Source organism: Lysobacter spongiicola DSM 21749 (genome assembly GCF_900167055.1).
GTDB classification, from domain to species: domain Bacteria; phylum Pseudomonadota; class Gammaproteobacteria; order Xanthomonadales; family Xanthomonadaceae; genus Novilysobacter; species Novilysobacter spongiicola.
The window spans coordinates 82,726-107,287 of sequence record NZ_FUXP01000005.1 but is presented as its reverse complement, the minus strand read 5'-3'; the positions used below and the strand labels follow the sequence as shown (position 1 = coordinate 107,287).

General features: G+C 68.5%; 21 protein-coding genes. 8 read left to right on the top strand and 13 right to left on the bottom strand.

The features are described 5' to 3' along the window. Positions 1-51: 51 nt before the first annotated feature. From B5D37_RS14810 to B5D37_RS08310, 7 genes are all read left to right on the top strand, one after another. On the top strand, positions 52-198 hold the full coding sequence (locus B5D37_RS14810; protein WP_159447366.1) for a hypothetical protein: 147 nt from the start codon (positions 52-54) through the stop codon (positions 196-198). A 5-nt stretch (positions 199-203) separates the two neighbouring features. Further along, complete coding sequence (gene ubiT, locus B5D37_RS08335) at positions 204-1,073, top strand: ubiquinone anaerobic biosynthesis accessory factor UbiT (protein ID WP_234987761.1); 870 nt, start codon at positions 204-206, stop codon at positions 1,071-1,073. 25 nt (positions 1,074-1,098) lie between these two features. Further along, on the top strand, positions 1,099-2,133 hold the full coding sequence (gene nadA / locus B5D37_RS08330; protein WP_078758259.1) for a quinolinate synthase NadA: 1,035 nt from the start codon (positions 1,099-1,101) through the stop codon (positions 2,131-2,133). Further along, positions 2,133-3,575 (top strand): L-aspartate oxidase, encoded by a 1,443-nt coding sequence (locus tag B5D37_RS08325; protein ID WP_078758258.1) that lies wholly within the window; start codon positions 2,133-2,135, stop codon positions 3,573-3,575. Before nadA ends, B5D37_RS08325 begins: the two co-directional genes overlap by 1 nt. 143 nt (positions 3,576-3,718) lie before the next feature. After that, positions 3,719-4,234, top strand: a complete 516-nt coding sequence (gene fabA / locus B5D37_RS08320; protein ID WP_078758257.1) for a 3-hydroxyacyl-[acyl-carrier-protein] dehydratase FabA — start codon at positions 3,719-3,721, stop codon at positions 4,232-4,234. Between the two features lies 1 nt (position 4,235). Next, positions 4,236-5,486 carry a beta-ketoacyl-ACP synthase I gene (gene fabB, locus B5D37_RS08315; RefSeq protein ID WP_078758256.1) on the top strand — a complete coding sequence of 417 codons (1,251 nt, stop codon included), beginning with the start codon at positions 4,236-4,238 and terminating at the stop codon, positions 5,484-5,486. Positions 5,487-5,808: 322 nt separating this feature from the next. After that, positions 5,809-6,258: a CopD family copper resistance protein gene (locus B5D37_RS08310; protein ID WP_078758255.1), complete on the top strand. Its 450-nt coding sequence runs from the start codon at positions 5,809-5,811 to the stop codon at positions 6,256-6,258. A 20-nt stretch (positions 6,259-6,278) separates the two neighbouring features. Here the strand turns inward: B5D37_RS08310 and B5D37_RS08305 are convergent, their stop codons facing one another. Together B5D37_RS08305 and ubiU are read right to left on the bottom strand one after the other, a co-directional pair. Then, a complete protein-coding gene (locus B5D37_RS08305) occupies positions 6,279-7,163 on the bottom strand; it encodes a U32 family peptidase (RefSeq protein ID WP_078758254.1) in 885 nt (294 codons plus the stop codon). Between the two features lie 10 nt (positions 7,164-7,173). After that, on the bottom strand, positions 7,174-8,172 hold the full coding sequence (gene ubiU / locus B5D37_RS08300; RefSeq protein ID WP_078758253.1) for a ubiquinone anaerobic biosynthesis protein UbiU: 999 nt from the start codon (positions 8,170-8,172) through the stop codon (positions 7,174-7,176). A 132-nt stretch (positions 8,173-8,304) separates the two neighbouring features. On the opposite strand from ubiU, the gene B5D37_RS08295 reads away from it, so the two are divergent. Then, positions 8,305-8,793: a DnrO protein gene (locus B5D37_RS08295; protein ID WP_143814216.1), complete on the top strand. Its 489-nt coding sequence runs from the start codon at positions 8,305-8,307 to the stop codon at positions 8,791-8,793. Between the two features lie 9 nt (positions 8,794-8,802). On the opposite strand, the gene B5D37_RS08290 is transcribed toward B5D37_RS08295, so the two are convergent. From B5D37_RS08290 to B5D37_RS08240, 11 genes are all read right to left on the bottom strand, one after another. Continuing rightward, complete coding sequence (locus B5D37_RS08290; RefSeq protein ID WP_078758373.1) at positions 8,803-10,035, bottom strand: alginate export family protein; 1,233 nt, start codon at positions 10,033-10,035, stop codon at positions 8,803-8,805. A gap of 99 nt (positions 10,036-10,134) precedes the next feature. Beyond that, complete coding sequence (locus tag B5D37_RS08285) at positions 10,135-11,598, bottom strand: UbiD family decarboxylase (protein ID WP_078758251.1); 1,464 nt, start codon at positions 11,596-11,598, stop codon at positions 10,135-10,137. 94 nt (positions 11,599-11,692) lie between these two features. Then, a complete protein-coding gene (locus B5D37_RS08280) occupies positions 11,693-12,790 on the bottom strand; it encodes a toxic anion resistance protein (RefSeq protein WP_078758250.1) in 1,098 nt (365 codons plus the stop codon). Next, positions 12,787-13,551 carry a hypothetical protein gene (locus B5D37_RS08275; RefSeq protein ID WP_078758249.1) on the bottom strand — a complete coding sequence of 255 codons (765 nt, stop codon included), beginning with the start codon at positions 13,549-13,551 and terminating at the stop codon, positions 12,787-12,789. Before B5D37_RS08275 ends, B5D37_RS08280 begins: the two co-directional genes overlap by 4 nt. Then, complete coding sequence (locus B5D37_RS08270) at positions 13,548-18,878, bottom strand: DNA repair ATPase (RefSeq protein WP_078758248.1); 5,331 nt, start codon at positions 18,876-18,878, stop codon at positions 13,548-13,550. Before B5D37_RS08270 ends, B5D37_RS08275 begins: the two co-directional genes overlap by 4 nt. A gap of 70 nt (positions 18,879-18,948) precedes the next feature. Beyond that, on the bottom strand, positions 18,949-19,206 hold the full coding sequence (locus B5D37_RS08265; protein ID WP_078758372.1) for a hypothetical protein: 258 nt from the start codon (positions 19,204-19,206) through the stop codon (positions 18,949-18,951). Between the two features lie 71 nt (positions 19,207-19,277). After that, positions 19,278-21,293 (bottom strand): flotillin family protein, encoded by a 2,016-nt coding sequence (locus B5D37_RS08260; RefSeq protein WP_078758247.1) that lies wholly within the window; start codon positions 21,291-21,293, stop codon positions 19,278-19,280. A 27-nt stretch (positions 21,294-21,320) separates the two neighbouring features. Next, positions 21,321-21,956 (bottom strand): DUF1449 family protein, encoded by a 636-nt coding sequence (locus tag B5D37_RS08255; RefSeq protein WP_078758246.1) that lies wholly within the window; start codon positions 21,954-21,956, stop codon positions 21,321-21,323. After that, positions 21,949-22,701, bottom strand: a complete 753-nt coding sequence (locus tag B5D37_RS08250) for a PspA/IM30 family protein (RefSeq protein ID WP_078758245.1) — start codon at positions 22,699-22,701, stop codon at positions 21,949-21,951. The genes B5D37_RS08255 and B5D37_RS08250 overlap by 8 nt, the downstream gene beginning before the upstream one ends. Further along, positions 22,698-23,360: a YjfI family protein gene (locus tag B5D37_RS08245; protein ID WP_078758244.1), complete on the bottom strand. Its 663-nt coding sequence runs from the start codon at positions 23,358-23,360 to the stop codon at positions 22,698-22,700. The genes B5D37_RS08250 and B5D37_RS08245 overlap by 4 nt, the downstream gene beginning before the upstream one ends. Before the next feature lie 125 nt (positions 23,361-23,485). Continuing rightward, entirely contained in the window at positions 23,486-24,547 is a 1,062-nt protein-coding gene (locus tag B5D37_RS08240) for a PLP-dependent cysteine synthase family protein (RefSeq protein WP_078758371.1), read from the bottom strand. Between the last annotated feature and the right edge of the window lie 15 nt (positions 24,548-24,562).

Sequence of the window (24,562 nt, the reverse complement as noted above, 5' to 3'; positions counted from 1 at the left end):
CCCGGAATAGCGTCTCCTGTGTGTCGTGAAGACCACGCAGGCAGCGACACCATGACCGAATTCGACTGGCAGTTCCACACGGGGGCGATGGGCCCTGCCACTGGCATGGGTGAGTGGCTCGATGCAGCCGGCATCGACGACCACGTGCCGAGATGGGGCAGCCCGGACGCCGACGCACCGGTACCGCAAGGCCACTGAGCGGCGTGGTTCCGATCGCCACGCTCGGAGGCGTGCGCCGGGGCATCGACGTGGTTGACGACGCTTTGCTGGTGCTGGTGGCGGCGCGCGCACGCCTGGCCGCCACGGCCGGCCGGCTGAAATGCCAGCGTGGCGTTCCCGTGCGTGACGCGCAGCGCGAGGGGGCCGTGCATTCGCGCGGGCAACGGCTTGCCGCCCGGCTCGGGGTGCCACGCGAGACGACCCGCGCCCTGATGGACCTTGTGATCCGCGACGCCCATCGGGCGCAACGCGGGTGGGATGACCTGGGTCAAGGCGACGTCCTGGCCGGCACCGGCATCGTGCCCGCCATGACGACCTCCGCCCACGTGTCCTTCCGTCCCGCCGCCAGGCTGCTGGCCCTGGTTCCGCCGCCCTCCCGCCTGGCGCCGCTGCTTCGACGGCTTCCGCAGCGCACCCGCGCCCGGCTGCTGGAGCGGGCGATGGGGCGGGTGCTGGCCGTACCCATGGCGGGGCCGGACCTGGATTTCATGCGAGACCGGCGGCTGGGCGTGGAAGTCACCGACCTGGGCTTGTCCTGGGTGGTGCAGCGGCAGGGCGATGTGCTGCGGGTGACCACCGACCTGGCCGAAGCCACCGTGCGCGGCACCGCCACCGACCTGCTCCTGCTGGCCAGCCGCCTGGAAGACGCGGACACGTTGTTCTTCCAGCGGCGACTGGTGCTGACCGGTGACGTCGAACTGGGGCTGACGGTGCGCAACCTGCTGGAACGGCTGCCCTGGGAGTCGGTGCCGCTTGGCCTCCGGATCGGCCTGAACCGGGGTGCGCGGCTGGCCAGGGCGGCACGCGCGGCCCACCGCGGCGCGACCGCCGACATGACATCCGACCGCGGCTGAAGCCGCTCCTACCAAGCGAAGCCGCATGACTGCAAACGCATTGGCCGCGCCGCGCTGGCGCGATGGACTCGAGACCGAGTACGCACCGCTGGTGGCGACGCTCGAACAACTGATCCCGTGCATGGAGGTGCCGATGCACCTGCCATGGATCGATGCGATCAATGCGCTCAAGAAGGATCGCGGCGCGGTGATCATGGCGCACAGCTACCAGTCGCCGGAGATCTTCCACGGGGTGGCGGACATCACCGGCGACTCGCTGGCACTCGCCCAGGCCGCGGCGGACTGCGACAGCGACCTGATCGTGCTGTGCGGCGTGCACTTCATGGCCGAGAGCGCAAAGATCCTCGCGCCCGGGAAGACCGTGCTGATCCCGGACCTGGAGGCCGGCTGCTCGTTGGCGGCTTCCATCACCGCCGCCGACGTGCGGGCGCTGCGGACCCGCCACCCGGGCGTGCCGGTGGTCAGCTACGTCAACACTTCGGCCGAAGTGAAGGCCGAATCCGACGCGTGCTGCACCTCGGCCAACGCGGTGCAGGTAGTGGAAGCGATCGCTGCCGAAACCGGCGCCCGGCAGGTCATCTTCCTGCCCGACCGCTACCTGGGTAGCTGGGTGGCTACGCAGACCGAGGTCGAGCTGGTGCTCTGGAACGGCACCTGCGAGGTGCACGAGACCTTCACCGCGCAGCAGGTGCGACATACCCGCGAGCAGTTCGACACGAAGGTCGTCGCGCACCCGGAGTGCTCGCCGGAGGTGCTGGCCGAGGCCGATTTCGTCGGCTCCACCAGTGCGATGGGCCGCTGGCTTGAAAAGGAACAACCCGAGCGGGTGGCGATGATCACCGAGTGCTCGATGGCGGACAACCTGAAGAACCGGTTCCCGCGGGTGCAGTTCATCAAGCCGTGCAACCTCTGCCCGCACATGAAGCGGATCAACCTGCCCAACATCCATGCCTGCCTGCGTGACCTCAGGCACGAGGTGGTGGTGGCCCCCGGCGTGGCCGAGCGCGCACGCCGGGCGCTGGACCGGATGCTGGCGGTGGGCCGGCGCGAGCAGGTCTGATGGCTGGCACGCGGCTGGTGGTGGTCGGCAGTGGCATCGCCGGGTTGAGCGTCGCGCTGGCCGCGGCGCCCCGACCGGTCGTGCTGCTGGGACGGGCCGGTCGCGGACCCAGCGCGAGCGCGCTGGCCCAGGGGGGCATCGCCGCGGCGGTCGGCGCAGGTGACTCGGCCGACGCCCACGCCAGCGACACGCTGGTGGCGGGCGCGTTCCGCAACGATGGGCCGCGGGTACGGACGTTGACGAGGGCGGCGCCGGAGGCGATCTCTTGGCTGCAGTCGCTTGGCGTCGCGTTCGATCGCGATGGCGATCGTCTGCGGCTGGGGCGGGAAGGGGGCCACCGCGTTGCCCGCATCGTGCACGCGGGGGGTGACGCCACGGGTGCCGCGGCCATGGCCGCGCTGTCGAGCGCGGCCCGTGCCGCCGCGCACATCGACTGGTACGAGGGCGACGTGGATGCGTTGCTGATGCAGGGCGGGCGCGCGTCCGGGGTCCGCCTCGCGGGCGATGGGGCCCTGCTGCAGGCAGGCACCGTGGTGCTGGCGACCGGCGGCATCGGTGCCCTGTTCGCCCACACCAGCAATCCGCCAGGTTCAGATGGGGCCGGACTGGCGCTGGCGCTGGCGGTTGGGGCGCATCCGCGCGACTTGGAGTTCGTGCAGTTCCACCCGACCGCGCTGGACGTCGGCAGCGGCTCGTTGCCCCTGGTGACCGAAGCGCTGCGCGGGGCTGGCGCGCGATTGTTCGACGGCGATGGCCGCGCACTGATGGAGGGGGTGCATCCGCAAGGGGACCTGGCGCCGCGGGATATCGTCGCGCGCCGCGTGTGGCAGGCCCGACGCGACACGGGCCGGGTGGTGCTGGACGCGCGCGGCGGGTGGATCGACTGGGAGCGGCGCTTCCCGACGGTGCTGGCCTCCTGCCTCGCCCACGGCATCGACCCGCGGGCGGAGGCGATCCCGGTGACGGCCGCCGCGCACTTCCACATGGGCGGGGTAGCGACGGACGACCTGGGGCGGACCACCGTGCCCGGGCTGCACGCTGTGGGGGAGGTGGCGTGCAACGGCGTGCATGGCGCCAACCGGCTGGCCAGCAACTCGCTGCTGGAGGGGGTGGTGTTCGGGCGAATGCTCGGGGCGCACCTGGCGGGGCTTGGCGCGAGCGAGGGGGCGGGTGCGCGTGCGGTGATCGAGCGGGGGCCGTCGCTGCAGGCCGGGGACCTGCAGACCCTGCGCAGCGTGATGTGGGAGGCCGCAGGGCCGGTGCGCAGCGGCGCCGGCCTTGCGGCGGCGCTGGAAACCGTAACGCCCATGGGCCGGCGGGGATGGCAGGCAGGACTGGCCTGGCGGCTGCTGACCTGTGCACTGCAGCGGCGGGTCAGCACCGGCGCCCACTGGCGCGAGGACGAACCCCTGCCTCCGGCCGTCTCCAGGACCGCCGCCTGAGGCCGGTTTCCGGCACGCACCAGCCCCTCCAACCGGTAACGCGAGCGCCCATACACCGGCGTACGGGGCCAGCGGGTTGATGGCCGTCAACGCAATCATCGCGCCAAACCGGCAAAATCGGGGTTTCCACAGCGCCTGACGACATGAATCGACCTTCTTCGTTCGACTATGAGCAACTGCTGGCATGCGGCCGTGGCGAGATGTTCGGCCCAGGCAACGCGCGCCTGCCGCTTCCGCCGATGCTCATGTTCGACCGCATCACCGAGATCTCGATCGAGGGTGGCAAGTACGGCAAGGGCGTGGTCCGGGCCGAGCTCGACATCCGTCCGGACCTCTGGTTCTTCGACTGCCACTTCCAGGGCGACCCGGTGATGCCCGGCTGCCTCGGCGTGGATGCGATGTGGCAGTTGTGCGGGTTCTACCTGCCCTGGCTGGGCGCCCCCGGGCGCGGCCGCGCGCTGGGCGTGGGCCAGGTGAAGTTCACCGGCCAGGTGTTGCCCGACGCGAAGCTGGTCAGCTACGAGATCGACATCCGCCGGGTCATGCGCGGCAAGCTGGAGCTGGTCATCGCCGATGGCCGCACGCTGGTCGATGGCCGCGAGATCTATACCGCTACCGACCTGCGGGTCGGCCTGTTCTCCTCGACCGAAGGATTCTGATATGGCTGCCATCAATGCCGCTGGAGGCGGTTCCCGCCGCGTGGTCGTGACCGGCATGGGCGTGGTGTCGTGCATCGGCAACGCCGCGGCCAGCGTCACCGAGTCGCTGCGCAAGCTGCGCGCCGGCATCCGCTTCGTTCCCGAATACGCCGAGATGGGACTCCGCAGCCATGTCGCAGGTGCGCCGCAGATCGACCTGGTCGAGCAGATCGACCGCAAGCTCAAGCGTTTCATGGGCGATGCCGCCGCCTACGCCTACGTGTCGATGCGCGATGCGATCGCGCAGGCCGGCCTGGCGGACGAGCAGGTGCGCGGCGAGCGCAGCGGGCTGATCGCCGGTTCTGGTGGCGGCTCGCCCGAGTGGCAGATCGCCACTGGCGACCTGATGCGCCAGAAGGGCGTGCGCAAGGTGGGCCCCTACATGGTGCCGCGCACGATGGGATCGACCGTGTCCGCGGCGCTCTCGACCGCGTTCGGTATCCGTGGGCTGAGCTATTCGATCTCCGCCGCCTGCGCGACCTCTGCCCACTGCATCGGCGCGGCCGCGGATCTCATCCGCCATGGCGTCAAGGACGTGATGTTCGCCGGCGGTGGCGAGGAACTGCACTGGGGCATGACCTCGCAGTTCGACGCGATGGGTGCGCTGTCGACCAAACACAACGACACGCCGGAGACCGCCTCCCGCCCGTACGATATCGACCGCGACGGCTTCGTCATTGCCGGTGGTGGCGGCATGCTGGTGCTGGAAGAGTACGAGCATGCCAAGGCCCGCGGCGCGGACATCATCGCCGAGCTGGTGGGTTATGGCGTCACCTCCGACGGCGTCGACATGGTCGCCCCGTCCGGGGAAGGCGCGGTGCGCTGCATGAAGATGGCGCTGGCGGGATTCGATGGTCGCGAGGTCGGGACCATCGATTACCTGAACACCCACGGCACCTCGACCCCGGTCGGCGACGTGGTCGAACTGGGTGCGGTACGCGAAGTGTTCGGCGAGGACGTCCCGCCGCTGTCGTCGACCAAGGCCCTGACGGGCCACTCACTTGGCGCCGCCAGCGTTCACGAGGCGATCTACTGCCTGTTGATGATGCGCGGCGGGTTCATGGCCGGCTCGGCCAACATCGAGACGCTGGATCCCAAGGCGGAGGGATTCCCGATCCTGCGCGAGAGCCAGGATGCGGAACTGAAGACGGTGATGTCCAACAGCTTCGGCTTCGGCGGCACCAACGCCACGCTGGTGTTTGCCAGGGTCTGATGGACATGTAGGAGCGGCTTCAGCCGCGATCTGAAATCGTGCACCCGCGGGGCCAGTGATCGCGGCTGAAGCCGCTCCTACAAGAGTCCGGTCGAACGCCCCGACGTGTAGGAGCGACGTGAGTCGCGACCTGTACATCCCCCCATGTCCGCAGGCGCGCGAGCGCTGCCAAGAGCGCGGTCGCGACTCACGTCGCTCCTACGACCGAAGCGCCTACAACCGGAGGTTGTCCCCGCGGGAGTCAACAGAGTGCGCGGCGTCGGCTCGCGCAAACTTGACCCTGGTCAGAGTCGCCACCACCCGCGCGCGAGACGATGGCGCCATGCCCACCTCCGCCTATCCGTACCTGCTGTTGCTGCACCTGTTCGGCGCGATCGCCTTCGCCGGCACGGTGTTCTTCGAAGTGGTGATCCTGGAGGGGGTGCGCCGGCACGTGCCGGAGCGGGTGATGACGCTGGTCGAAGGCGGCATCGGCAAACGCGCGCGGCAGGTGATCCCTTGGGTGTTGCTGCTGCTCTACGGCAGCGGGCTGGGGATGGCCTGGCATCACCGCGCGGCGTTGGCGGAGCCGTTTGCGGGCAGTTTCAACCTGTTGTTGACGCTCAAGATCACGTTGGCGCTGAGCGTGTTCGGCCACTTCCTTCTGGCGATGGCGCTGCGGCGGCGGCAGCGGCCGGTGGCGGATGCCTACCGGCGCATCCACTACAGCGTGTTCGCCCACGTGGTGCTGATCGTGCTGCTGGCCAAGGCGATGTTCTACCTGCACTGGTAGCCGCGCGGCCCACTGGCCCGTCAGCCGGGCTCGGCGATGGACATCACCATGCCGGGCTCGCCATGCCAGTAGCCGTTGCGTTCGCCAAGCCGCGCCGGTGCCGTGTCAGAGCTGCGGGCCCGATCGAAGTGTTCGACGATCTCGCGGCTGCCTTCGGCCTGCGGGTAGATCCGGAGCAGGTCGACGCCCAGCGCGCGCAGGGATGGCAGCTCCGGCCCGAGGTCGGTGGTTTCCTCTCCCTGCACCTGGATGCCATTGATGCGCAGGAACGGCCGGCCCTCGCGGGTGGCCAGTGGCATGCCGTCCGGATAATCGATGCAGCGGAAGCCGCACTGGTCCTTGGGCACGTCGAGCGCGCGCGCGGTGAAGCAGCGGGCCGAGAGCGAGAGCGGCAGCCGGCCCCAGGCGATCACCTCGAGTTCGGGCATTGTCTGGCCCGTCTCCAACATCGCATCGCGGAGCTCACGGACCAGGGTTTCGCCCTGCTCGACGCCCGGCACCCAGCGCCGCAGGCCGTCCTCCATCAGCATCGCCAACGCCTCGTGGTTGTAGATGTTGAGCGTGGGGCCCGCCACGAACGGCACGCCCGCTTCCCGGCACAGCTGCACCGCCGAAAGATCGTTCGCCTCGATCCAGCAGCCGCCGTCGGCGACCAGCCGCGAGAGGACGCCGAGTTCGGACTCGGCCTCGATCAGGGCCAGGCTGGACAGCACCACCTGCTTGCCGCTGCCCGCCAGCTCAGCGGCCAGCTCGATCCAGTCGCGGGTGCCGAGCTCGCGGCGCTTGCTGCACACCGTTTCACCGAGGTAGATCACGTCCAGCGGCCAGCCCGCGGCCTCGCGGTAGAAGGCGAGGGTGCGTTCACGCGGCCAGAAGTACTGGAGGGGGCCAAGGCTCAGTTTCATGTCGCGGCCCTCAGTGCCAGGAGCGGTGGTAGGGACCGAGCGTGGTCTGGTGACCCTCGGCGTGCCGGGACAGCGAACGCTGCCATTCCTCGTCCACCGCCCAGGACTCCGGATGCGAGGCATAGCGGTCCAGCGCGGTGCGCCAGGTGCGGGTGATGGCGCTGACGTAGGCCACCCCGCGCTGGCGGCCTTCGATCTTCAGTGCGGCCACTCCCGCCCGCGCCAGCCGCGGCAACAGTTCCATGGTGTTGAGGCTGGTCGGCTCTTCCAGCGCATGGAAGGTCTCGCCACCGACCTCGAACCGGCCCTTGCAGACCGTGGGGTAGCCGGCCGGTTCGCTGGGCTCGAAGCGGTCGATCAGCACATCGTTGAGGCGTGCGGTGCGGCTGCCGTCGTCGAACTCGTCCCAGCGCACGAACTTGGCCGGGGAGCACACGCCATGGCGGTTGGGCGAGGCGCCGGTGACATAGCTGGAGAGCTGGCAACGGCCTTCGACCATGATGCAAAGGCTGCCGAAGGCGAACACCTCGATGGCCACGGGCGAGCGCTGGCACAGCCGCTCGACCTGCTGGATCGACAACACCCGCGGCAGCACCGCGCGGGAGATGCCGAAGCGCTCATGGGCGAAGCGCAGCGCCGGCCCGGTCGTCGCCGAGCCCTGCACGGAGAGGTGGCGTGGCAGGCCAGGATGGCGGCGGGCGGCATAGGCGAGGACCGCGATCTCCGCGGCGATGATCGCATCACAGCCGAAGTCGGCCGCACGGTCGACCGCGGCCTGCCACTGCGGCAGGCGCACGCTGTCCGGATAGGTGTTGAGCGCGAGGTACACCTTGGCGCCCTTGGCGTGGGCGTAGCGGATGCCCGCCTGCAGCTCCTGGTCGGAAAAGTTCAGCCCGGGGAATGCACGGGCATTGGTCTGGTCGCGGAAGCCGGCGTAGACCGCGTTGGCCCCGGCATCGACGGCGGCCTGAAGCGCCGGCAGGTTGCCGGCGGGACATACCAGTTGCATGCGTGCTCCCCGTTCAGTGGATCGGGGATGGTGGCGATGAACGGGTGCCCGCGTCGTTGACCTGGGTCAGGCAGCCCGGCCACGGCCACGGATAGGATCGACAAAGACATGCCGACCGATCCCGGAGACACCATGAAACTGCCGCCCCGATCCATCCTGTTGCCGTTGCTGTTATGCCCCGCCGTGGCGATTGCCGCGCCCGCGCAGGATCCGCACGGCGATGCCCATGCGGCCCATTCCGCACATGCAGCGCACGCAGTGCATGCGCCCGCTGTCGTGGCCCCCGACCACGTGCGCTACGAACCCGATGCGCCCCTGATGGAGGGCATGCGCCGCATGTCCGCGGTGGTCGAAGCACTGGAGCACGCCCGCCACGGACACCTCGGTGCCGCCGAGGTGGAACTGCTTGCAGCCGAAGTCCACGACGCCGCCGCCTTCATGTTCGCCCATTGCGAACTTCCGCCCGAGCCGGACGTGGCGCTGCACGGATTGCTGGCCCGGCTGATGGCCGGTGCACAGGCGCTCGAGGCCGATCCGGCCGATCTCTCCCCCGCGGAGCAGATGCGCGCCGCGGTGGAGGACTACAGGCGGCTGTTCGAGGATCCCGCCTTCCCGGGCTGACCTGCAGGCTCAGTAGGTGTACTGCACCTGCAGCCAGAACTTTTCGGTATCGACGGTCGGGCTGGTGCGATCGGCGTCATGGCGCGCGTATTTGAGCAGCGCGTCCAGCCCGGGCACGCCGGGGATGCCGCGGGCGTAGGACACGTCCAGTTCGGTCCCGTATGAAGCGCTGCCACGTTCGGCGCTGAAGTCGTGGTACCAGGCCTGCAGCGAGCCTCCCGCCACCGGCACCACCGCGCCGGCGTACCGGTCCTGGACGCCATCCGCTGGCGTGGTGACGAACATGTCGGCCCAGCCCTGGAACTTGTGCCGGGTGCCGAGTGGCGTCTGGAACGCACGGTTGCCCGGTCCGCCCGCACCGCCGAGCAACTCCTCCCCGGCTGCGAGCCGTGCCTTGCCGAGCCGGATTCCCAGTTCCACCAGGTGGTAGTGGCTGTCGAGGTCCCACGGGTTGCCGTGCAGCGCATCCTGCCGGGCGAACTCGGCCGCGTAGTCCAGCCGTTCGAAGGTGCCGGCGAGGCGCAAGCCGGTGGTGGCGCTTGAGAGCGAATCCATCGGTGCTCCGGCGGTTACTGCCAGGTCGTCCAGATCCAGCCGGTAGTGGTAACCGGTTGCGACCATGCGCGGCGAGATGGCGTAGCGCAGGTTGAGCAGGTGGCTGTCGCCTTCGGAGTCGGCGCGGTTGACGGCATTGGCACGGGGGCCGTCGTCGGGCCCGAAGACGGTGTTGACCCGTCCGAGCCATGCGTAGGTAGCGCTCAACTTCTTGGTGGGAGTGAGCTGCAGCATGACGCCGTCGTAGGTCTGTTCGTTCTGGCGCCAGCCCACGCCGCCCACGAAACGCTGGTTGTCCAGGTTGATGCGCTGGCGGCCGACGGTTGCCGCCACGCGCTCACCGCCGAAGTGCAGCAACGCCTGGTTGATCGCGGTGCCCTCCGGATCGGCCACGACCGAATGGCCGGTGCGGCCGTTGCGGGTGTCGTTGTAACGGCCGCCCAGCCGCCGGACATCATCGGCTTCGACCAGTGCCGACCAGCCGTTCCACGCGCCGGTGCGGTAACCGACGCGGGTGCGCAGGGTGTGCGCGTCGGCGTCGTCCAGTGCGTTGTCCTGGGTGACGTGTTCGAAGCGGTAGCGCAGGTCGAGGATGGCCCCGCCCTTGCCGGCGGCATCCCCGGCTGCGGCCGGCGCGGACGCCGCCAGCAGTGCCAGGGCAAGCCAGTGGATTCGGAGCGCTTGCATGGGCGTGGTCCCGTCTTTGAAGTTGCGCGGACGATAGGCGCCGGACGGGCCGGGCGGAATGACGCGCATCAAGCAGGCGCCTGATGCTCGCGGTGTGCGCTACGCCAGTTCCTTCCAGAGCGCGTCGACACGCTGCTCGACCAGCGGATCGAGCCGGATCGGCCGGCTCCAGGTGCGGCTGGTCTCGCCGGGCCATTTGTTGGTGGCGTCCAGGCCCAGCTTGGACCCCAGCCCGGGCCGCGGACTGGAGAAGTCCAGGTAGTCGATCGGCGTGTCTTCGACGATCATCGAGTCGCGCGCCGGGTCGACGCGTGTCGATACCGCCCAGATCACCTGCGACCAGTCGCGCACGTCGATGTCGGCGTCGGTGACGATGACGAACTTGGTGTAGGTGAACTGCCGCAGGTATGACCAGACACCCATCATGATGCGCCGCGCATGGCCGGCGTACTGCTTGCGGATCGACACCACCGCGATGCGATAGGAGCAGGCCTCCGGCGGCAGGAAGAAGTCGACGATCTCCGGAAATACCTTGCGCAGGATCGGCACGAAGATGTCGTTCAGCGCCATCGCCAGCACCGATGGCTCGTCGTGGGGTGCCCGGCCCATGTAGCTGCCGTGGTAGATGGCGTCCCGGCGCAGGTGCAGGCGCTCGATGCTCAGCACCGGGAAGTGGTCGGCGGCGTTGTAATAGCCGGTGTGGTCGCCGAACGGCCCCTCCAGCGCCGTGTCGCCCGGACGGATCACGCCCTCGATGAGCATCTCTGCCCCGGCCGGGGCATCCAGTCCCGTACGCTCGCTGTGCCAGACCCGCGTGCGCTCGCCCCGCAACAGCCCGGCGAATTCGAACTCCGACAGCGTGTCCGGCACCGGTGCCACCGCCGCGAGCATGGTGGCCGGGTCGGCGCCGATCGCCACCAGTACCGGGAACGGCCGGTCGGGGTGGTCGGCCATCCAGTCGGCATGGTCGAGCGCACCGCCACGGTGCGGCAGCCAGCGCATGATCACCTTGTCCGGGCCGATCACCTGCATCCGGTAGATCGCCACGTTCTGGCGCGGCTTGCGGGTGCCGCGGGTGATCACCAGCCCGAAGGTGATGAGCCGCGCCGCGTCCTGTGGCCAGCAGTGCTGGATAGGCAGGCGCGACAGGTCGATGTCGCTGCCGCCGAGGGTCTGGTCCAGGAACGCGGCCTCGTGCACGCGCCGGGGCGCAACGTGCGCCAGTTGCGCCAGCTCGGGCCACGTGGACAGGGCCTGCCTGAGGTTGGAGGGCCAGCGCGGCTCCTTGATGGCCGCGAGCAGCTCGCCCAGCTCGCGCAGGCTCGCCAGTGGGCGCCCGGCCAGTGCCGCCTCGATCCGGTCGCGGTGGCCGAACAGGTTACCGAGCAAGGGATGCCGCGCGCCGACCGGCTGCTCCATCAACAGCGCGGGGCCGCCCGACTTGAGCGCACGCAGGCACAGCGAGGTGGATTCCAGGACCGGATCGACCGGCTGCCGCACGCGGCGCAACTGGCCGGCTGCCTCCAGGCGGGCGAGAAACGAGCGCAGGTCGTGGTCGGCCATGGGCGGTCACACAGGCGGCGGGCCCGGCAGTGTCCCGGCCGCCGCCACTGCCCGCCCTGACCCGGGTCAAGCGGCCGGTGCCCGCGCCCGTCCCTCAGTCGACGGTGGGTGCCGCCAGGCGCTTCTGTACGTCTTCCCGCATGCGTGCAAGGTCGGCTTCGGCCTGCCGGCGCTGGTCGATGCCTTCGCGATGGATCTGGCGCACGTCCTCGACCGTCTGGATCAGCTTGTCGTGGGCGTGCTGCAGCGTCTCCAGGTCGATGACACCGCGCTGGTTGGCCTTGGCGGTCGCCACTGAACTCTCGTGCAGCAGGTCGGCATTGCGCCGCATCAGCTCGTTGGTGGCGTCATCGATCGCAGTGGCCAGCTCGACCGCCTGCTTCTGCTCGTTGAGCGACAGCTGGATGGCGAAGCTGCGCTTCCAGGCCGGAATGGTGATGTCACGGACCGAGGTGAACTTCTCGATCAACTGCATCGCGTTGGCCTGGATCATCCTGATCATCGGCAGCGACTGGTCGGCGGCATGCTGCATCAGGAGCAGGTCGCCCACGCGCTTGTCCAGCAGGCGCAATGTGGTGTCGATCTGCTGGCGCCGGGTGCGCGACTGCGGATCATCGGCGGATTCGAGCGAGGCGCGCTCATTTTCGAGTTCGCGCAGCCTCATCTTTCCCGCTGCCACGTGCAGGCCGAGCTGGTGGCGTTCGGTTGCGACCATCTCGTACATGCGGTCGAAATCGCGCACACGCTTGCCCAGGTCATCCTGCTGACGAGACACGTCGCGCATCAGCTGCTCGATCTGCTCGTTGGTGGAGCTGAACTTCTGGACGAGCTCGCCGCGGGAGTCGCGCATGCGGTCAAGCAGGGGACCGACGATCGGCAACTTGGAGCGTGCGCTGAACTTGTGCAGGTTGAGGTTGCGCGCGATGCGCACCACTTCGCCGAGCTTTTCGCCGGTCGCGTCCAGGTCGCGGTTGCGGACCTGGTCGAGCAGCTCGCTGGAGAAGCGGGTGGTGGCCGCGGCCACGTCGCGGCCGTAGCCCTGCGTGTCGGTCGGCGAGAGGTCGGCGAGGCCGGCATGTATCGCGGTGACCTGCTCGAGGTCGGCGGGCACCAGGCCGAGTTGCTTGAGCGTCTCTTCCCCGAGCCCGGCAGGCAGCTGCACGGGGGGAAGGTCGGTGGTGGACTCGGTCATGGCGATGGCTCCCTGTCGGCCGGGTTCGGATGGGTTGGAGTATGCGTGGTGGGCGGGGATGTCTGCAGCGATGCGATCAATCGATGCAGTGCTTGCCGGTCGTTCTCGCCTGCCGGCAGTCGCTCCCGAAGCCGTTCCTCCAGGGCGCCGCCGGCGTGGTGCTGGCGCCAGAGCGGAACCAGCAGGTCGCGCACCTTGCGGTACCGGTCCAGCACCAGGTGGACGTGGTCCACCGCCATCCGGACCTGGGCGCGGGTGTGTCGCCAGGACACGCCGACAGCCTGGAAGCGTTCGAGGTGGCGGTGGGCAAGCAGATGCCGAGGGTCGGGTTCGTCAGGTGCCGGGCCAATGGTGTTCCGGCTGGCTTCCACGAATGCATCCATGGCGTCGATCTGTTGCTGCAGCGGTGAATAGACCGCTTCCAGGGCAGACAGGTGGCTTGCAAGCAGACCTGCATGCTCCGCTGCATGCGCCAGGTGTACCCGTACCCGGTCCGCCGTGGCATCCGGATTGGCGCGTGCCACCAGGTCACGTCCGAGCAGCCGGCCCAGCAACCCGGCCCGGCGCCGGGCACGGCCGGTATCCGAGGCGTCGATGACTTCCACGATCGCGTCGAGTTCCGCCATCAGCGCGGAAGTCGGCAGACCGGCAAGCAGGGTGTTGATCGCGTCCATGTCGACCGCCGCCGATATCCCGCGGCCGCCAAGTTCGATCTCCTCGGGCGTGGCGGCAGGTGCGGGGTGGGCGTAGGGCCTGGTCACGGGCTGGCCGGATCGTCCTTCAGCCCGGCGTGCAGCCGCTCGAGTGCCTCGTCCAGTCGGCGCTCGTCGGGCGTCGGAGTATGCGGCCTGCGTCCGGTGCCCTGGCGCACGCTCATTCCGGCGCGTATCGCGCTGGCCAGGTGGAGCATCGCCGTATTGAGCTGTGCCTGTTGTCCCTGGCTGGAGTGGATGGCGGCGATCAACGGCTCGACCGCCGTCTTCAGCAGCGTGCCGGCACTGTCCGGGCCGGTAGCGTCGGTGGCGTCGTCGGCGGCGCGGCTGGCGAGCACGCGCTCCAGGAGCGCGAGCGCCTCTTTCCACGGCGCAGGATCCGGCTGCGGCGCACCATCGGTGGCAGAAAGTTGCCGGCGAGGGGCGGCCTCGCCCATGGCCTGCAGCCCGCCGGCGATGTCGGCCAGTTGCGCCACCACGCGCCCGCCGACGTCGGCGTCATCGGCCCCCATCGCCTTGTTGCGCAGGAAGTCGCGCTTGATCTGCTCCCAGCGTTCCTGCTCCGCGGATGTCAGGACCCCCCGCAGCTCTCCCAGCTTGAGCAGGTTTTCTTCCGCCCCGACCGTCAGCAGTTGCGCCTCGCCCAGGTAGTGGTCGCCGATCAGCTGCTGCAACTCGTCGTCATTCATCACCGGCGAGATCTTCTCAACCAGCTTGTTCATGTTGCGGTAGCTGCCCTGCAGCTTGAAGGCCGGCTCGGTGCGGTACTTGTCGGCCTGGGCGGCGCTGGCGATGTACTGCTGGTTCACGCGGTAGACCACGTCGCGCACCTTGATCACCCGGACCAGCGTCTGCACGATCTCGTTGATCTCGGCGGCACTGTAGGCATGCGAGAGGTCGTTGGTGGAGACCTCTTCGCCGCGGGCCTTGTCCACCAGCCGGTACAGGTCGGCCAGGTCGCGCGTGGCCAGCGGTGCCAGCACCGGGTTGGAGGTCAGGCTGTTCTCGATGTAGCTCAGCGTGAAGGTGTCCTCCATCCCGCCCAGGACATCGCCGAGGTTGTAGATGTCGGCGCGGTTGGCAAGCATGTCGGGGATCTTGAAGACCTCGCCGGACTCCGTGTACGGATTGCCGGCCATGACCACGCAGAACTTCTTGCCGCGCATGTCGTAGGTCCGGGTCCGGCCCTTCCATACGCCTTCCACCCGGCGGGTACCGTCGCACAGCGAGATGAACTTCTGCAGGAACTCGGGATGCGTGTGCTGGATGTCGTCCAGATAGAGCATCACGTTGTTGCCCATCTCGAAAGCCAGGTTCAGCTTTTCCAGCTCCTGGCGCGAGGTGGCATCGGGTGCCTGTGCGGGATCGACCGAGCGCACTTCATGGCCGAGGGCGGGACCATTGACCTTCATGAAGACGAGGCCGAGGCGGCTGGCCACGTACTCCATGAGCGTGGTCTTTCCGTAACCGGGTGGCGAGATCATCATCAGCAGGCCCATGAGGTCGCTGCGCTTGTCCTCGCCGGCGGTGCCCATCTGCTTGGCGAGGTTGTCGCCGATGATCGGCAGGTAGACCTCGTTGATGAGCTTGTTGCGGACGAACGACGACAACGGGCGGGCCTGGAACTCCGACAGGCGGAGCGCGTCGCGCTCGCGCGCCGCGATCTCGTGCCGCAGCGCGTGGTACCGCCGGTATCCCGGCAGGAAGCGTTCCCTGTGGGTGCGTAGCCGGGCCAGCAGGTCGTCCGCGGCCAGCTGTATCCGGCCTTCGGAAACAAGCGGGTGCTCCCCCAGCAGCCCCTCGACGGTGGTCTGGAGGGCGACGCCGTGGTCCTGGAACGCAAGCGTCTCCCGGGTCAGCATCCAGGCAGCGGCTTCGGGCACATAGGCGGCCATGGAGGCCGCCGCGGCATCGTTGCAGAGCGCCTGCAGCCAGTGCACCACGTGCTGCCAGCGCGCACCGTGGCGGTCGTGCAGCTGCGCCAGGGTGTGCTGGAAGGGGGTATGGAGCCCGGCCGTGCCCATCCTGTCCTGCAGCATCTCCGCCAGTTCGCGGCCGTGGCGTGACAAGGCGAAGGCCTCGTCGCCACCGATCAGCTGGTCGATGAGGAAGCTGGCGGCCGCAGTGGCCACGGATGGCTCGAATGGCAACGTGGCCTGCTCCACGAAGGCCAGCAGTCGCGCCGACATCTCGCTGGTCAGCGCCTCCAGGCTGGCGCGCGAGCCGAACAGTCGTTGCATCGCCGATGCACTGGTCGCGCGGCCCGCCCATTGCGCGACGTCCTCGTCGCTGCGATGGGCTGCCATGAACAGCATCGCCAGCGCACGCGGTGCCGGTGCGTGGACCAGGGTCCCAGCCAGGTCGCGCTGCACCAGGAATGCACGCAGGATGAGCGCCGCGTCGTGGTCGTGGATTCCGCGCTCGTAGCCATCGCGGTAGCGTGGCGCCGCGAACTCGCGGACCGCCGTGGTCAGGGCGGGCAAGTCACCGGACAGCCGCTGCAGAGTGTCCTCTTCCAGCCCCTCGGCGCCGGTCGCCGCGGCGGAGATGATCTCGCCAGCGAGGTACTCGCCCCGGTACAGCGTCGGCGACTCGGACTCCAACCCGGCCTGCCAGTATTCGCGCAGCTCCCCCAGGGCGGGGTCGTCGATCGGCTCCATGAAATCGGTGCCGGTCAGGTGCAGCGCGAGCTGGTCTCCCCGAGGCAGGATGGTCAGGTCCAGTGACTGCGTATTGACGCTGAAGCGGTGGCGGCCGAGCTTGATGACCTGGCCACCGCCTTCGAAAAGATCCACGCGATCGCGAAGGGCACGCACCGCCTGGTCGCGCGCGCCCTTCAGGCGCGCCTCGATGTCGTCGGCCTTCACCGAATCCTTCAGCGCCCGCAGCCGCTCGGCCAGCTCGCGGACCTTGAGGGTCAGCGGATCGCCGGCGAAGAAGGCGTTGAGCTCGTCGGGGTTGGAGAACTTCTCGGTGCGCTTGTCGAGCCCCGCCAGGATGCGATTGGCCGCGTCCAGAACCGACTGCGCCTTGCGGTGGCGATCATCCAGCAAGGCCTGCTTGTGCGCCTCGAAGGTATCCAGCAGCTCCTCGCGCTTGCTGAGGATGACGCCGAGGAACTGTTCGTGTTCGCCGAACTGGCTCTCAAGCTCCTCGAGCTGGATCATCAGGCGCGACAGCTGCTCGTCGGCTTTCTCCGGATCGGTCGCCAATCCGAGGGCGCCGGTGATGGCCTGCCCGAACAGGGTGAACTGGGCAGCGAACTGGGCCACCGCTTCGGCCGACCCCAGTGTCTTGCGCCGTTGTTCGGCCCGGGCACGGGCCTGGTTGAGGCGGCCGTAGATGGCCGATATGGCCTCCACCACCCGGGTGCGCTGGGCGGCGTCATCGACCTTCAGGGTCGCCATGAGCTCGGACAGCATGTCCAGGTCCGCCGACATCGCCCTCAGCGCGGCGAGGCGCTCACCCAGGGCGGTGGCGGTTTCGGCCTTTCCGGCTTCTTCGTCGAGCGCCTGCACCCGGTCGATGAACGGTGCCAGGGCTTTCTCGCCCGCCAGGAACCGGCCAGCAGCGGCGCCGATGCGCTCATGCTCCTCCTGCAGTTGTGCGCCAAGGGCGTCGATGGCGGCAACGTCGATGTAGCGGTACTCGCGGATCGTGAGCAGGTGGCCGCGCTGGCGGGTGATCTCGTTGAGCGCGTCGACGAACTCCTGCACCTGCGACCAGTTGTCGGGCAGAAGGCGCGCCACCAGCGCCGCATGTTCGGTACGCGCATCGACCAGGGCCTGGGCGGACTGCCGGCGGATGCCCTGCACCTTCTCGAACTCATCGAGCATGGACTCGCCGGTCGCGGCGATCTCGCGCAGCAGGCTGGCGACGCCGTCGCAGTGGGCGTCGTCGATCCAGTGGTGGGCATCGAACAGCCGCCGGGTGTCACGCGCGAGCAGCTGGTAGCGCTGCAGCGATACTTCTTCGCTGCCGATCTGCCTCGACAGGTTCATCAGGTTGGAGATGCCGCGCACGAGCTCGGCGTTGCCCAGCCGGCCCAGGTAGGTGTTGCCGGGTGGCCTGCTGGCCGCGAACTCGTCGCTCACGAAAGGCGTCTGCCAGACCTGCATCGGATGGATGCGGGTGGCGCCATCGCCCTCGGCGTGGAAGACCACCATGCGCCCGTCGGCCAGACGCGCATAGCCGTGGCCGAAGACCGGGTTCTGCAGCTCGCGCTGGATCATGTTGTAGACAAACAGGGCCGACTTGCCGGCGTGGTGTTCGTAGAAGATGTACAGCACGTCTTCGCCGTTGGGCGAGCGGATCGCACGCTTGAACTGCATGCCGTCCATGCCCGCGTCGAAGGCCTTGTGCTCGCCGTTCTGCAGGTAGTAGCCGCCCGGGAAGATGATGCCGTGGTCCTCGGGCAGCTGGACGCACGCCTGGATGATCGCGTCGTTGCGCTGTACCCGGCCGGTGAGCGTGTTGTAGATGAAGCCACGCCATTCGTTTTCGCGGTAGGGCAGGACCTTGAGCAGGACAAGCGAGCCGACGCGGGCGAAATCGAAGGTCGCGTCATCGAGCGACTGGGTCTTGTCCTCGACCGGTTCGGAGTGGATGCCCTCGCCGGTCTCGGTGTTGTCCTCGACCTTGATGGTGAGGTCGCCGCCGGTGGTCTCGACGAACAGGGTGTCGAGTACGTTCAGGTGCGGGTGGCGCCCGCTGACCATCAGCTCGCGCGTCGCGCGCGTCCACTCGAAATCGAACGGCGGCGGCATCGTCAGGTCGCGCTCGCCGCGGGCGTCTATGTACTTCACCTCGCCGTGGGCCGTCAGCGCCCATCGGAACACCCGGGTATCGCTGCTGCGCTCGCCGATCTGGAACGAGGCCAGGAGCTTGCCTTCGCGCACGATCAACTGCAGCAGGCGGGCGTCCTTGTAGTAGGCATACAACTCGGTGAAGTCGCGCTGGAACTGGGCATCGCCCAGGAAGCTGCCATCGAGTGCGACCTGCTCCACGTCGAAGGCGCCGTCGTTCTCCACCAGCCGGTACAGTCCGAAGACGTCCTCGACCCGGGTCGTGGTCTTCAAGCCGATGAAGACGTTGTAGCCGAACAGCAGCAGGTCGCCGACCTGGACGATGTCCCGGCCCGTGCAGTTGTTCTCTGTGCGGACGCGAAGGCGGCCGATCACCTCCATCCGGCTGCTGCCGAACTCCTCCAGCCGCCGGGCATTGATCCGCTCGGCGATGCCGCGCAGGCGCGCGCCCTGGTCGGAAAGGCGCCGGCGCAGCACTTCGTAGGCGCCGCCCTGGGCGACGGCCTGGTCGACTGATCCGGTTTCGGGGGCGTTGTCGGGCAGGGTGTCGGTGGTTGCTGAAGACGTCATCGTGGGACCTCGCCCGCGCTATCGGGCGTTCCATGCTGCATTCGGGAGGGCAGGCGGTGGCGGCGGTGGCTCAGGCCGCGGGCTCCGCTGGCGGCCCGATCTTCCGGCGCAGGGCATCCAGGCGCATCTTCATCAATGCATCGATCTCGCCGGGCGTGATGCGCGCGATGATGTTGTGCAGCACGCGGGTCTCGTCCTCGTTGATGGTGCCGTCGCGCTCGGCGATGGCAACGATGCGATCGAGTTCGGCGGCATCCAGCCGGCCGTCGTCGGCGAAGCAGGTGATGGAGTGGAAGGCCATTTCCAGGTGGTCGCGTTCAGCGGTCATCTTGCGGATCCTTGCTTGGGTGGTGGTACCGGCGGCGGCACGGGCTGCCGCCGGCAATGGAGGCGCCCGGGTCAGGCGCCCGCGTCCGGGATCGCCGGCGCGACGCGTTCCCCGGCGCCGTGCCCCGGCAGCTTCGCGGGTGCCGGTTCAACCGCGGTGACGCCCAGGTAGCGGCTCATCAGGTCCTGCACGATCGGGCTCTTGCCTGCCAGGCCTTCGACGGCCTTGCCCAGCGAGAGCGACTTGGAGAAGGCTTCGAACAGGCCGCCGTCGCCACCGACCAGGTCGATGTTCGCGTTGCGCAACGCCGATGCGATGACCTCGGCGTTCTCCTTGGCCACGTCCTTGCCCGCCGAGATCGACGCGAGCGCCTGCTGGAGGTGGGTTTCCAGCGACATGCGGAACTCCTCGTGGCTGCGTGCGTTGACCGACAGCGAGTCGATCGCCTCGAACTTCCGGGTCAGGCCCTCGGCTTCCGCGGTCAGCTTCTTGACCGTCACGTTGGCCTCGGCGCTGCCCACGGCTTCGACCGATGCGGCGTTGGCCTGGCCCTGCTTCGCCGTGCCTTCGGCCTCGGCGGCCATGCGCTCGGCAAGTACCCGGGCATCGTTGGTGCCCTCGACCAGTCGCGCGGCGGCCTTGGCTTCGATCACGCGGGCCTCGGCGACGCCCTGCTTCTCGATCGCCTGTGCTTCCGCCTCGCGCACCTGCACGTCGGCCAGCCCCGGGGCGGCCTGCTCGGCCTTGACGCCGTCGGCGAGTACCCGCTTGGCCTCGGCTTCGCGGGTTGCTGCTTCCAGCTCGGCCTGCGCGAGCGTGGTCCGCTCCACGGCCCGGTGCCTGGCCGCGGTTTCGGCGGCCTCTGCTTCCTTGACCTTGTGGACCAGGGCTTCCTGCGCCGCAGCCTCGGCGGCCAGTACCCGGGCCTGCTTCTCGCGTTCGGCCTCGGAAACGACGCGCACTTCCATGATGCGCTCTTCCTCGATGGCTACCGTCTTGTCGATGGCGATGCGCTCGCGGGTGATGTTGGCCACGTCCTTCTTGCCGACCTCGACCACCTTGTCGCGCTCGACCGCCTGCAGCTGGACTTCGCGATCGGTGGTGACCTTCTCCAGTTCGCGGGCGCGCACTACGCGCTCTTCCTCGATCGCCACCGCACGCTGGCGGTTCTGCTCGGCGACCTCAACTTCCCGATGCACGTTCTGCTCGCGGATCTGGATCTTCTCGTCCGATTCCAGCCGCGCCTGCTCGGCAACCAGCCGCTGTTCCTCGCGGACGCGCGCGGTTTCGGCCTCCTCGCGTGCGCGGATGGTTTCGATCTCCCGCTGCTGCCGGGCTTCGGCCTCGGCCTGCTGGCGCTCCAGCGCCAGGGTCGCCTCGCGTGCTTCGACGTTCTTCTTGGTGATCGCCAGCTTTTCGTTCTGTTCCAGCTCGTTGGTGACGACGTTCTGCGTCGCCGTGATCTGGGTGATCTTCTTGATGCCCTCCGAATCCATGATGTTGTTCGGATCGAGCTCGGACTTCTTGGTCTGCTCGAGGTAGTCGATCGCCACGTCCTCGAGCACGTAGCCATTGAGGTCGTTGCCGATGATCTTGATGATCTCGTCGCGGAACTCCTGGCGCTTCTCGAACAGCTCGGTGAATTCGAACTTCTTGCCGACCGTTTTCAGCGCCTCGGAGAACTTGGCGTTGAACAGCTCGTCGACGGCGGCCTTGTCCGACGCGCGCTCGGCGCCGACGGCCTTGGCCACGCGCAGCACGTCCTGCTGGGTCTCGTTGACGCGCAGGTAGAAGGCAACGGAGATGTCCGCCCGCATGTTGTCGCGGCAGATCAGGCCCTCCCGTCCGCGGCGGTCCACCTGCAGGGTGATCAGGCTGATCTGCATCAGCTCGGCCTTGTAGAGGACCGGGATGATGAGGCCGCCGGTGAAGCGGACCTTGGGCGTGGCGCTGAGATCGTTGACGATCAGCGCCGTGCCCTGCGGCACCTTGACGTAGAAGGCCTTGAACAGGCCGAAGATGCCGAGCATCACGACCAGCAGTACGCCTGCGCCGACTACGAACGGCAGGATCATGGACATACTCATTGCTACCTCTCCTTGGGAATCGAACTCTTACAGGGCCTGGAACTGCCGTTCCGGTATCACGCGGTAGGCATGCTGCGCATCGAGGTATTCGATGAGCACGACCCGGTCGCCGCGTTTGAATCGGCCGGGTTCCTGATCACGCACTTGCAGGACCAGGCCGGCGCCGCCGTCATCGACGGTCGCCATGCCGTAGTCCACGCTTACTTCCGGGGTGCTGACCACCGCTACGCGCCCCAGGATCGAGGGGTCGCGTGGCGGACGCAGCTTGAGCAACCAGCGCCCCAGCGGGCGCAGCAGCGCGGAGGTCGCGAAGATGCCGGGGACCAGCATCGCGACCGCGACCGCCGCGCCGATGACCGGGCGCAGGGTGTCGCCCAGGTGCGCCAATAGCAGCAGGTGCACGAAGTAGGTGCCGAGCCAACCAACGAAGGCCAGCACGGTGATTACCACCATCACCGGCACGCCTGACAGGCCGAGCCTGGACAGCATGGCGGCAGCGCCACTGGAATCGCCGACATCGCCGTCGCCACCCAGCAGGCCATCAAGTGCGTCCGTCTCCACCAGCCCGGTAGCCGCCAGCGCCCAGTAGATCGTGCATACCGCTAGCACCACGCTATAGGCGAGCGTGGGGAAGGTCAGGACGGTCAGCAGGAACTCACTCATCGGGATTCTCCTTGTTTGCCGCGGTGCCGGATCGCTTCCCGGACCGGCCCGGCGGTCGTGCGGTGACTCCTGCCTGTTCCGCCAGCCGGGCCAGGACGGCGTCCACCGGCGACGCCGGCTGCGCGATTCCCGCTTTCCGCAGCTTCTCGTCCAGCGGATCGGGACCTGCGGAACCGGTCGCCAGAGCAGCATCGGACTGCGCGGCGGCCTGTCGCGCCCGCAACAGCTCGGCGGAATCGATGGCGGTGGGGATGCCGGCCCCTTCTCCGGCCTGGCTTCCGGCGAAAGCCTGTTCGGCACTGGCGACCGCTTCCGACGCGCGCAGCAGGTCGAGCTCGTGCTTGAGGCGTCTCAGCGTGTTCTCGCCCTGCCGCACCATCGCCTGGAGGCCAGCCGCCTGCTTCGCGTTGGCCGCCAGTAGCGCCTGCTCGGCCCGGTGTTCGGCTTCCAGGTCGACGATGGCTGCGGCGACCTCCCTTGCCAGCGCCGGATGTCCGGTCCGCAGCGCATCCATCGCCTGGGTTTCCCGCTGCAGGAGCTTGTCTGCCAGGGCATCGCGACGCTCCCGGGTGGTGAGGGCCTGCGCCTTGAGTACGTCCATCTCGCGGCGGAGGGTGCGCAACTCTTCATCGACCCGATGGATCCGATCGTCCAGCTCACGGCCGGCATTCCACCCGCGGGCGATCTCGCCGATGCCCGCGATCTGCGCGCTGAGGCGGCCGAGGAAGGTGCTGCCGGGCTTCATGGGCGTGTCTCGTCCTGCGGCAACACGTCATCGCGCAGGAAGAAGCCGTAGGCGTCGACACAGGCGATGACGTTCTCGGCCAGCGTGTCGATCTCGAAGAGGATGTCGGCAAGGCTCGACTGGGTCCCCAGCGAGCCGAACATGATGTAGCTCGCTACCCCGGCCACAGGCTCGATGCCCATCGTGGTCAGGGGCAGCAGCTTGTGGGTGCGCAGGACGTGGGCATTGAAGGCGGCCGGATCGGTCACGTGGTCGACCGGCCACATCAGTACCTGGACCACGATCTGCCAGCCGCCCACGGCGATAAACACAGGCAGGTCGCCGTACTCGCGCATCACCAGGCGCAGGGTCGGGTCGGCGCCTTCGGAGCGGTGGACTTCGATCCCGCCCGATTGCACAAGGGGAGAGGTTTCCAGGGCGTGCTGGAGCGAGGGCAGGGTCCAACCCGGCGTTGCGGCGGCGTCGTCCCGCTGGGCCGGCGCGGAAGCCGCGGTCGTAGCTGTGCCTGGGATCTGGCGGAATCGCTGTTCCGCCGCCGCCAGGTCCCGGGCGTACTCCGGCCGGATCCAGACGTCCTTCTTGACCAGTCCGGCCTCGCGCATCCGCGCCCGGAATTCCCGGACGTAGACTGCCGACGACTTTGGCTTCCCTGCTTTCATGTAAGTGATCCTAGTTTCTTACATGTAATTAAACAATCGGCATCCACGACGATCCGACGAACGGTCGGTTCGCCGGTTCATTACTTGTGCCTCGCGTGGTCCCGTCCCCCGACGGGTCAGGCCTTCTACAGGCCGTGCCATTCCCCGGTGGCAATGATCGCACGGAGTGCGGCCTCGGCGCCGGACGGGTCCAGCCCGCGTCGTGTCAGCCATGCCGGGTCGTACAGGGTCTGGTCGTAGCGCTCGCCGGGGTCGCACAGCAGGCTGACGATGCTGCCCTCGATGCCATCGGCGCGCATCTGCGCGGCGAGCCGCAGGCAGCCGACGAGGTTGGTGCCGGAGGATCCGCCATAGCGCCGGCCAAGGTGCTCTTCGAGCAGCCGCATGGCGGCGATGGAGGCGGTGTCGGGCACCTCGACGACTTCATCGACGACGTCGAACAGGAAGCCGGGTTCAACACGTGGGCGGCCAATGCCTTCGATCACCGTGGGATGGCTGCAGGTGGCATCGCGATCGCGACGGTGCCAGCCATGGATAAAAGCGCTTCCGGCAGGGTCGGCGACGCACAGGCCGGTGGGCAGGCTGCGGTAGCGCAGGTAGCGGCCGATGGTGGCGGACGTCCCACCGGTACCGGCGCCACAGACGATCCATGCCGGTTCCGGATGTGGTTCTCCCGCCAACTGCCCGATGATCGACTCGGCGATGTTGTTGTTGCCGCGCCAATCGGTCGCGCGTTCGGCCAGGCCGAACTGGTCGAGGTGACAGGCACCGTTGGTGGCATGCCAGGCGGCCCGCTCGTAGACCTGCGCAGGGTCGTCGACCAGGTCGCAGTGGCCGCCCAGCGCCTGTACGTCGGCGATCTTGCGCGGTGCGGTGCAAGCCGGCATCACCGCGGTGAATTGCAGCCCGAGCAACCGCGCGAACCAGGCTTCGGAGATCGCGGTGCTGCCCGAGGAGGCGTCGACCACCGGCTGCCCGCGCCGCAGCCGCCCGTTGCACAGCGCGTACAGGTACAGCGAACGCGCGAGGCGGTGCTTGAGGCTGCCGGTCGGGTGGGCGGCCTCGTCCTTGAAGTAGAAGTCGATGCCGGGGAAGCCCGGGAACTCGAGTTTCAACAGATGGGTGTCTGCCGACCGCGCGGCCTCCTGCCGAAGGCGCGCAAGCGACTGCCGCGTCCACTGGCGCATCTCTTCGGTCGAGGC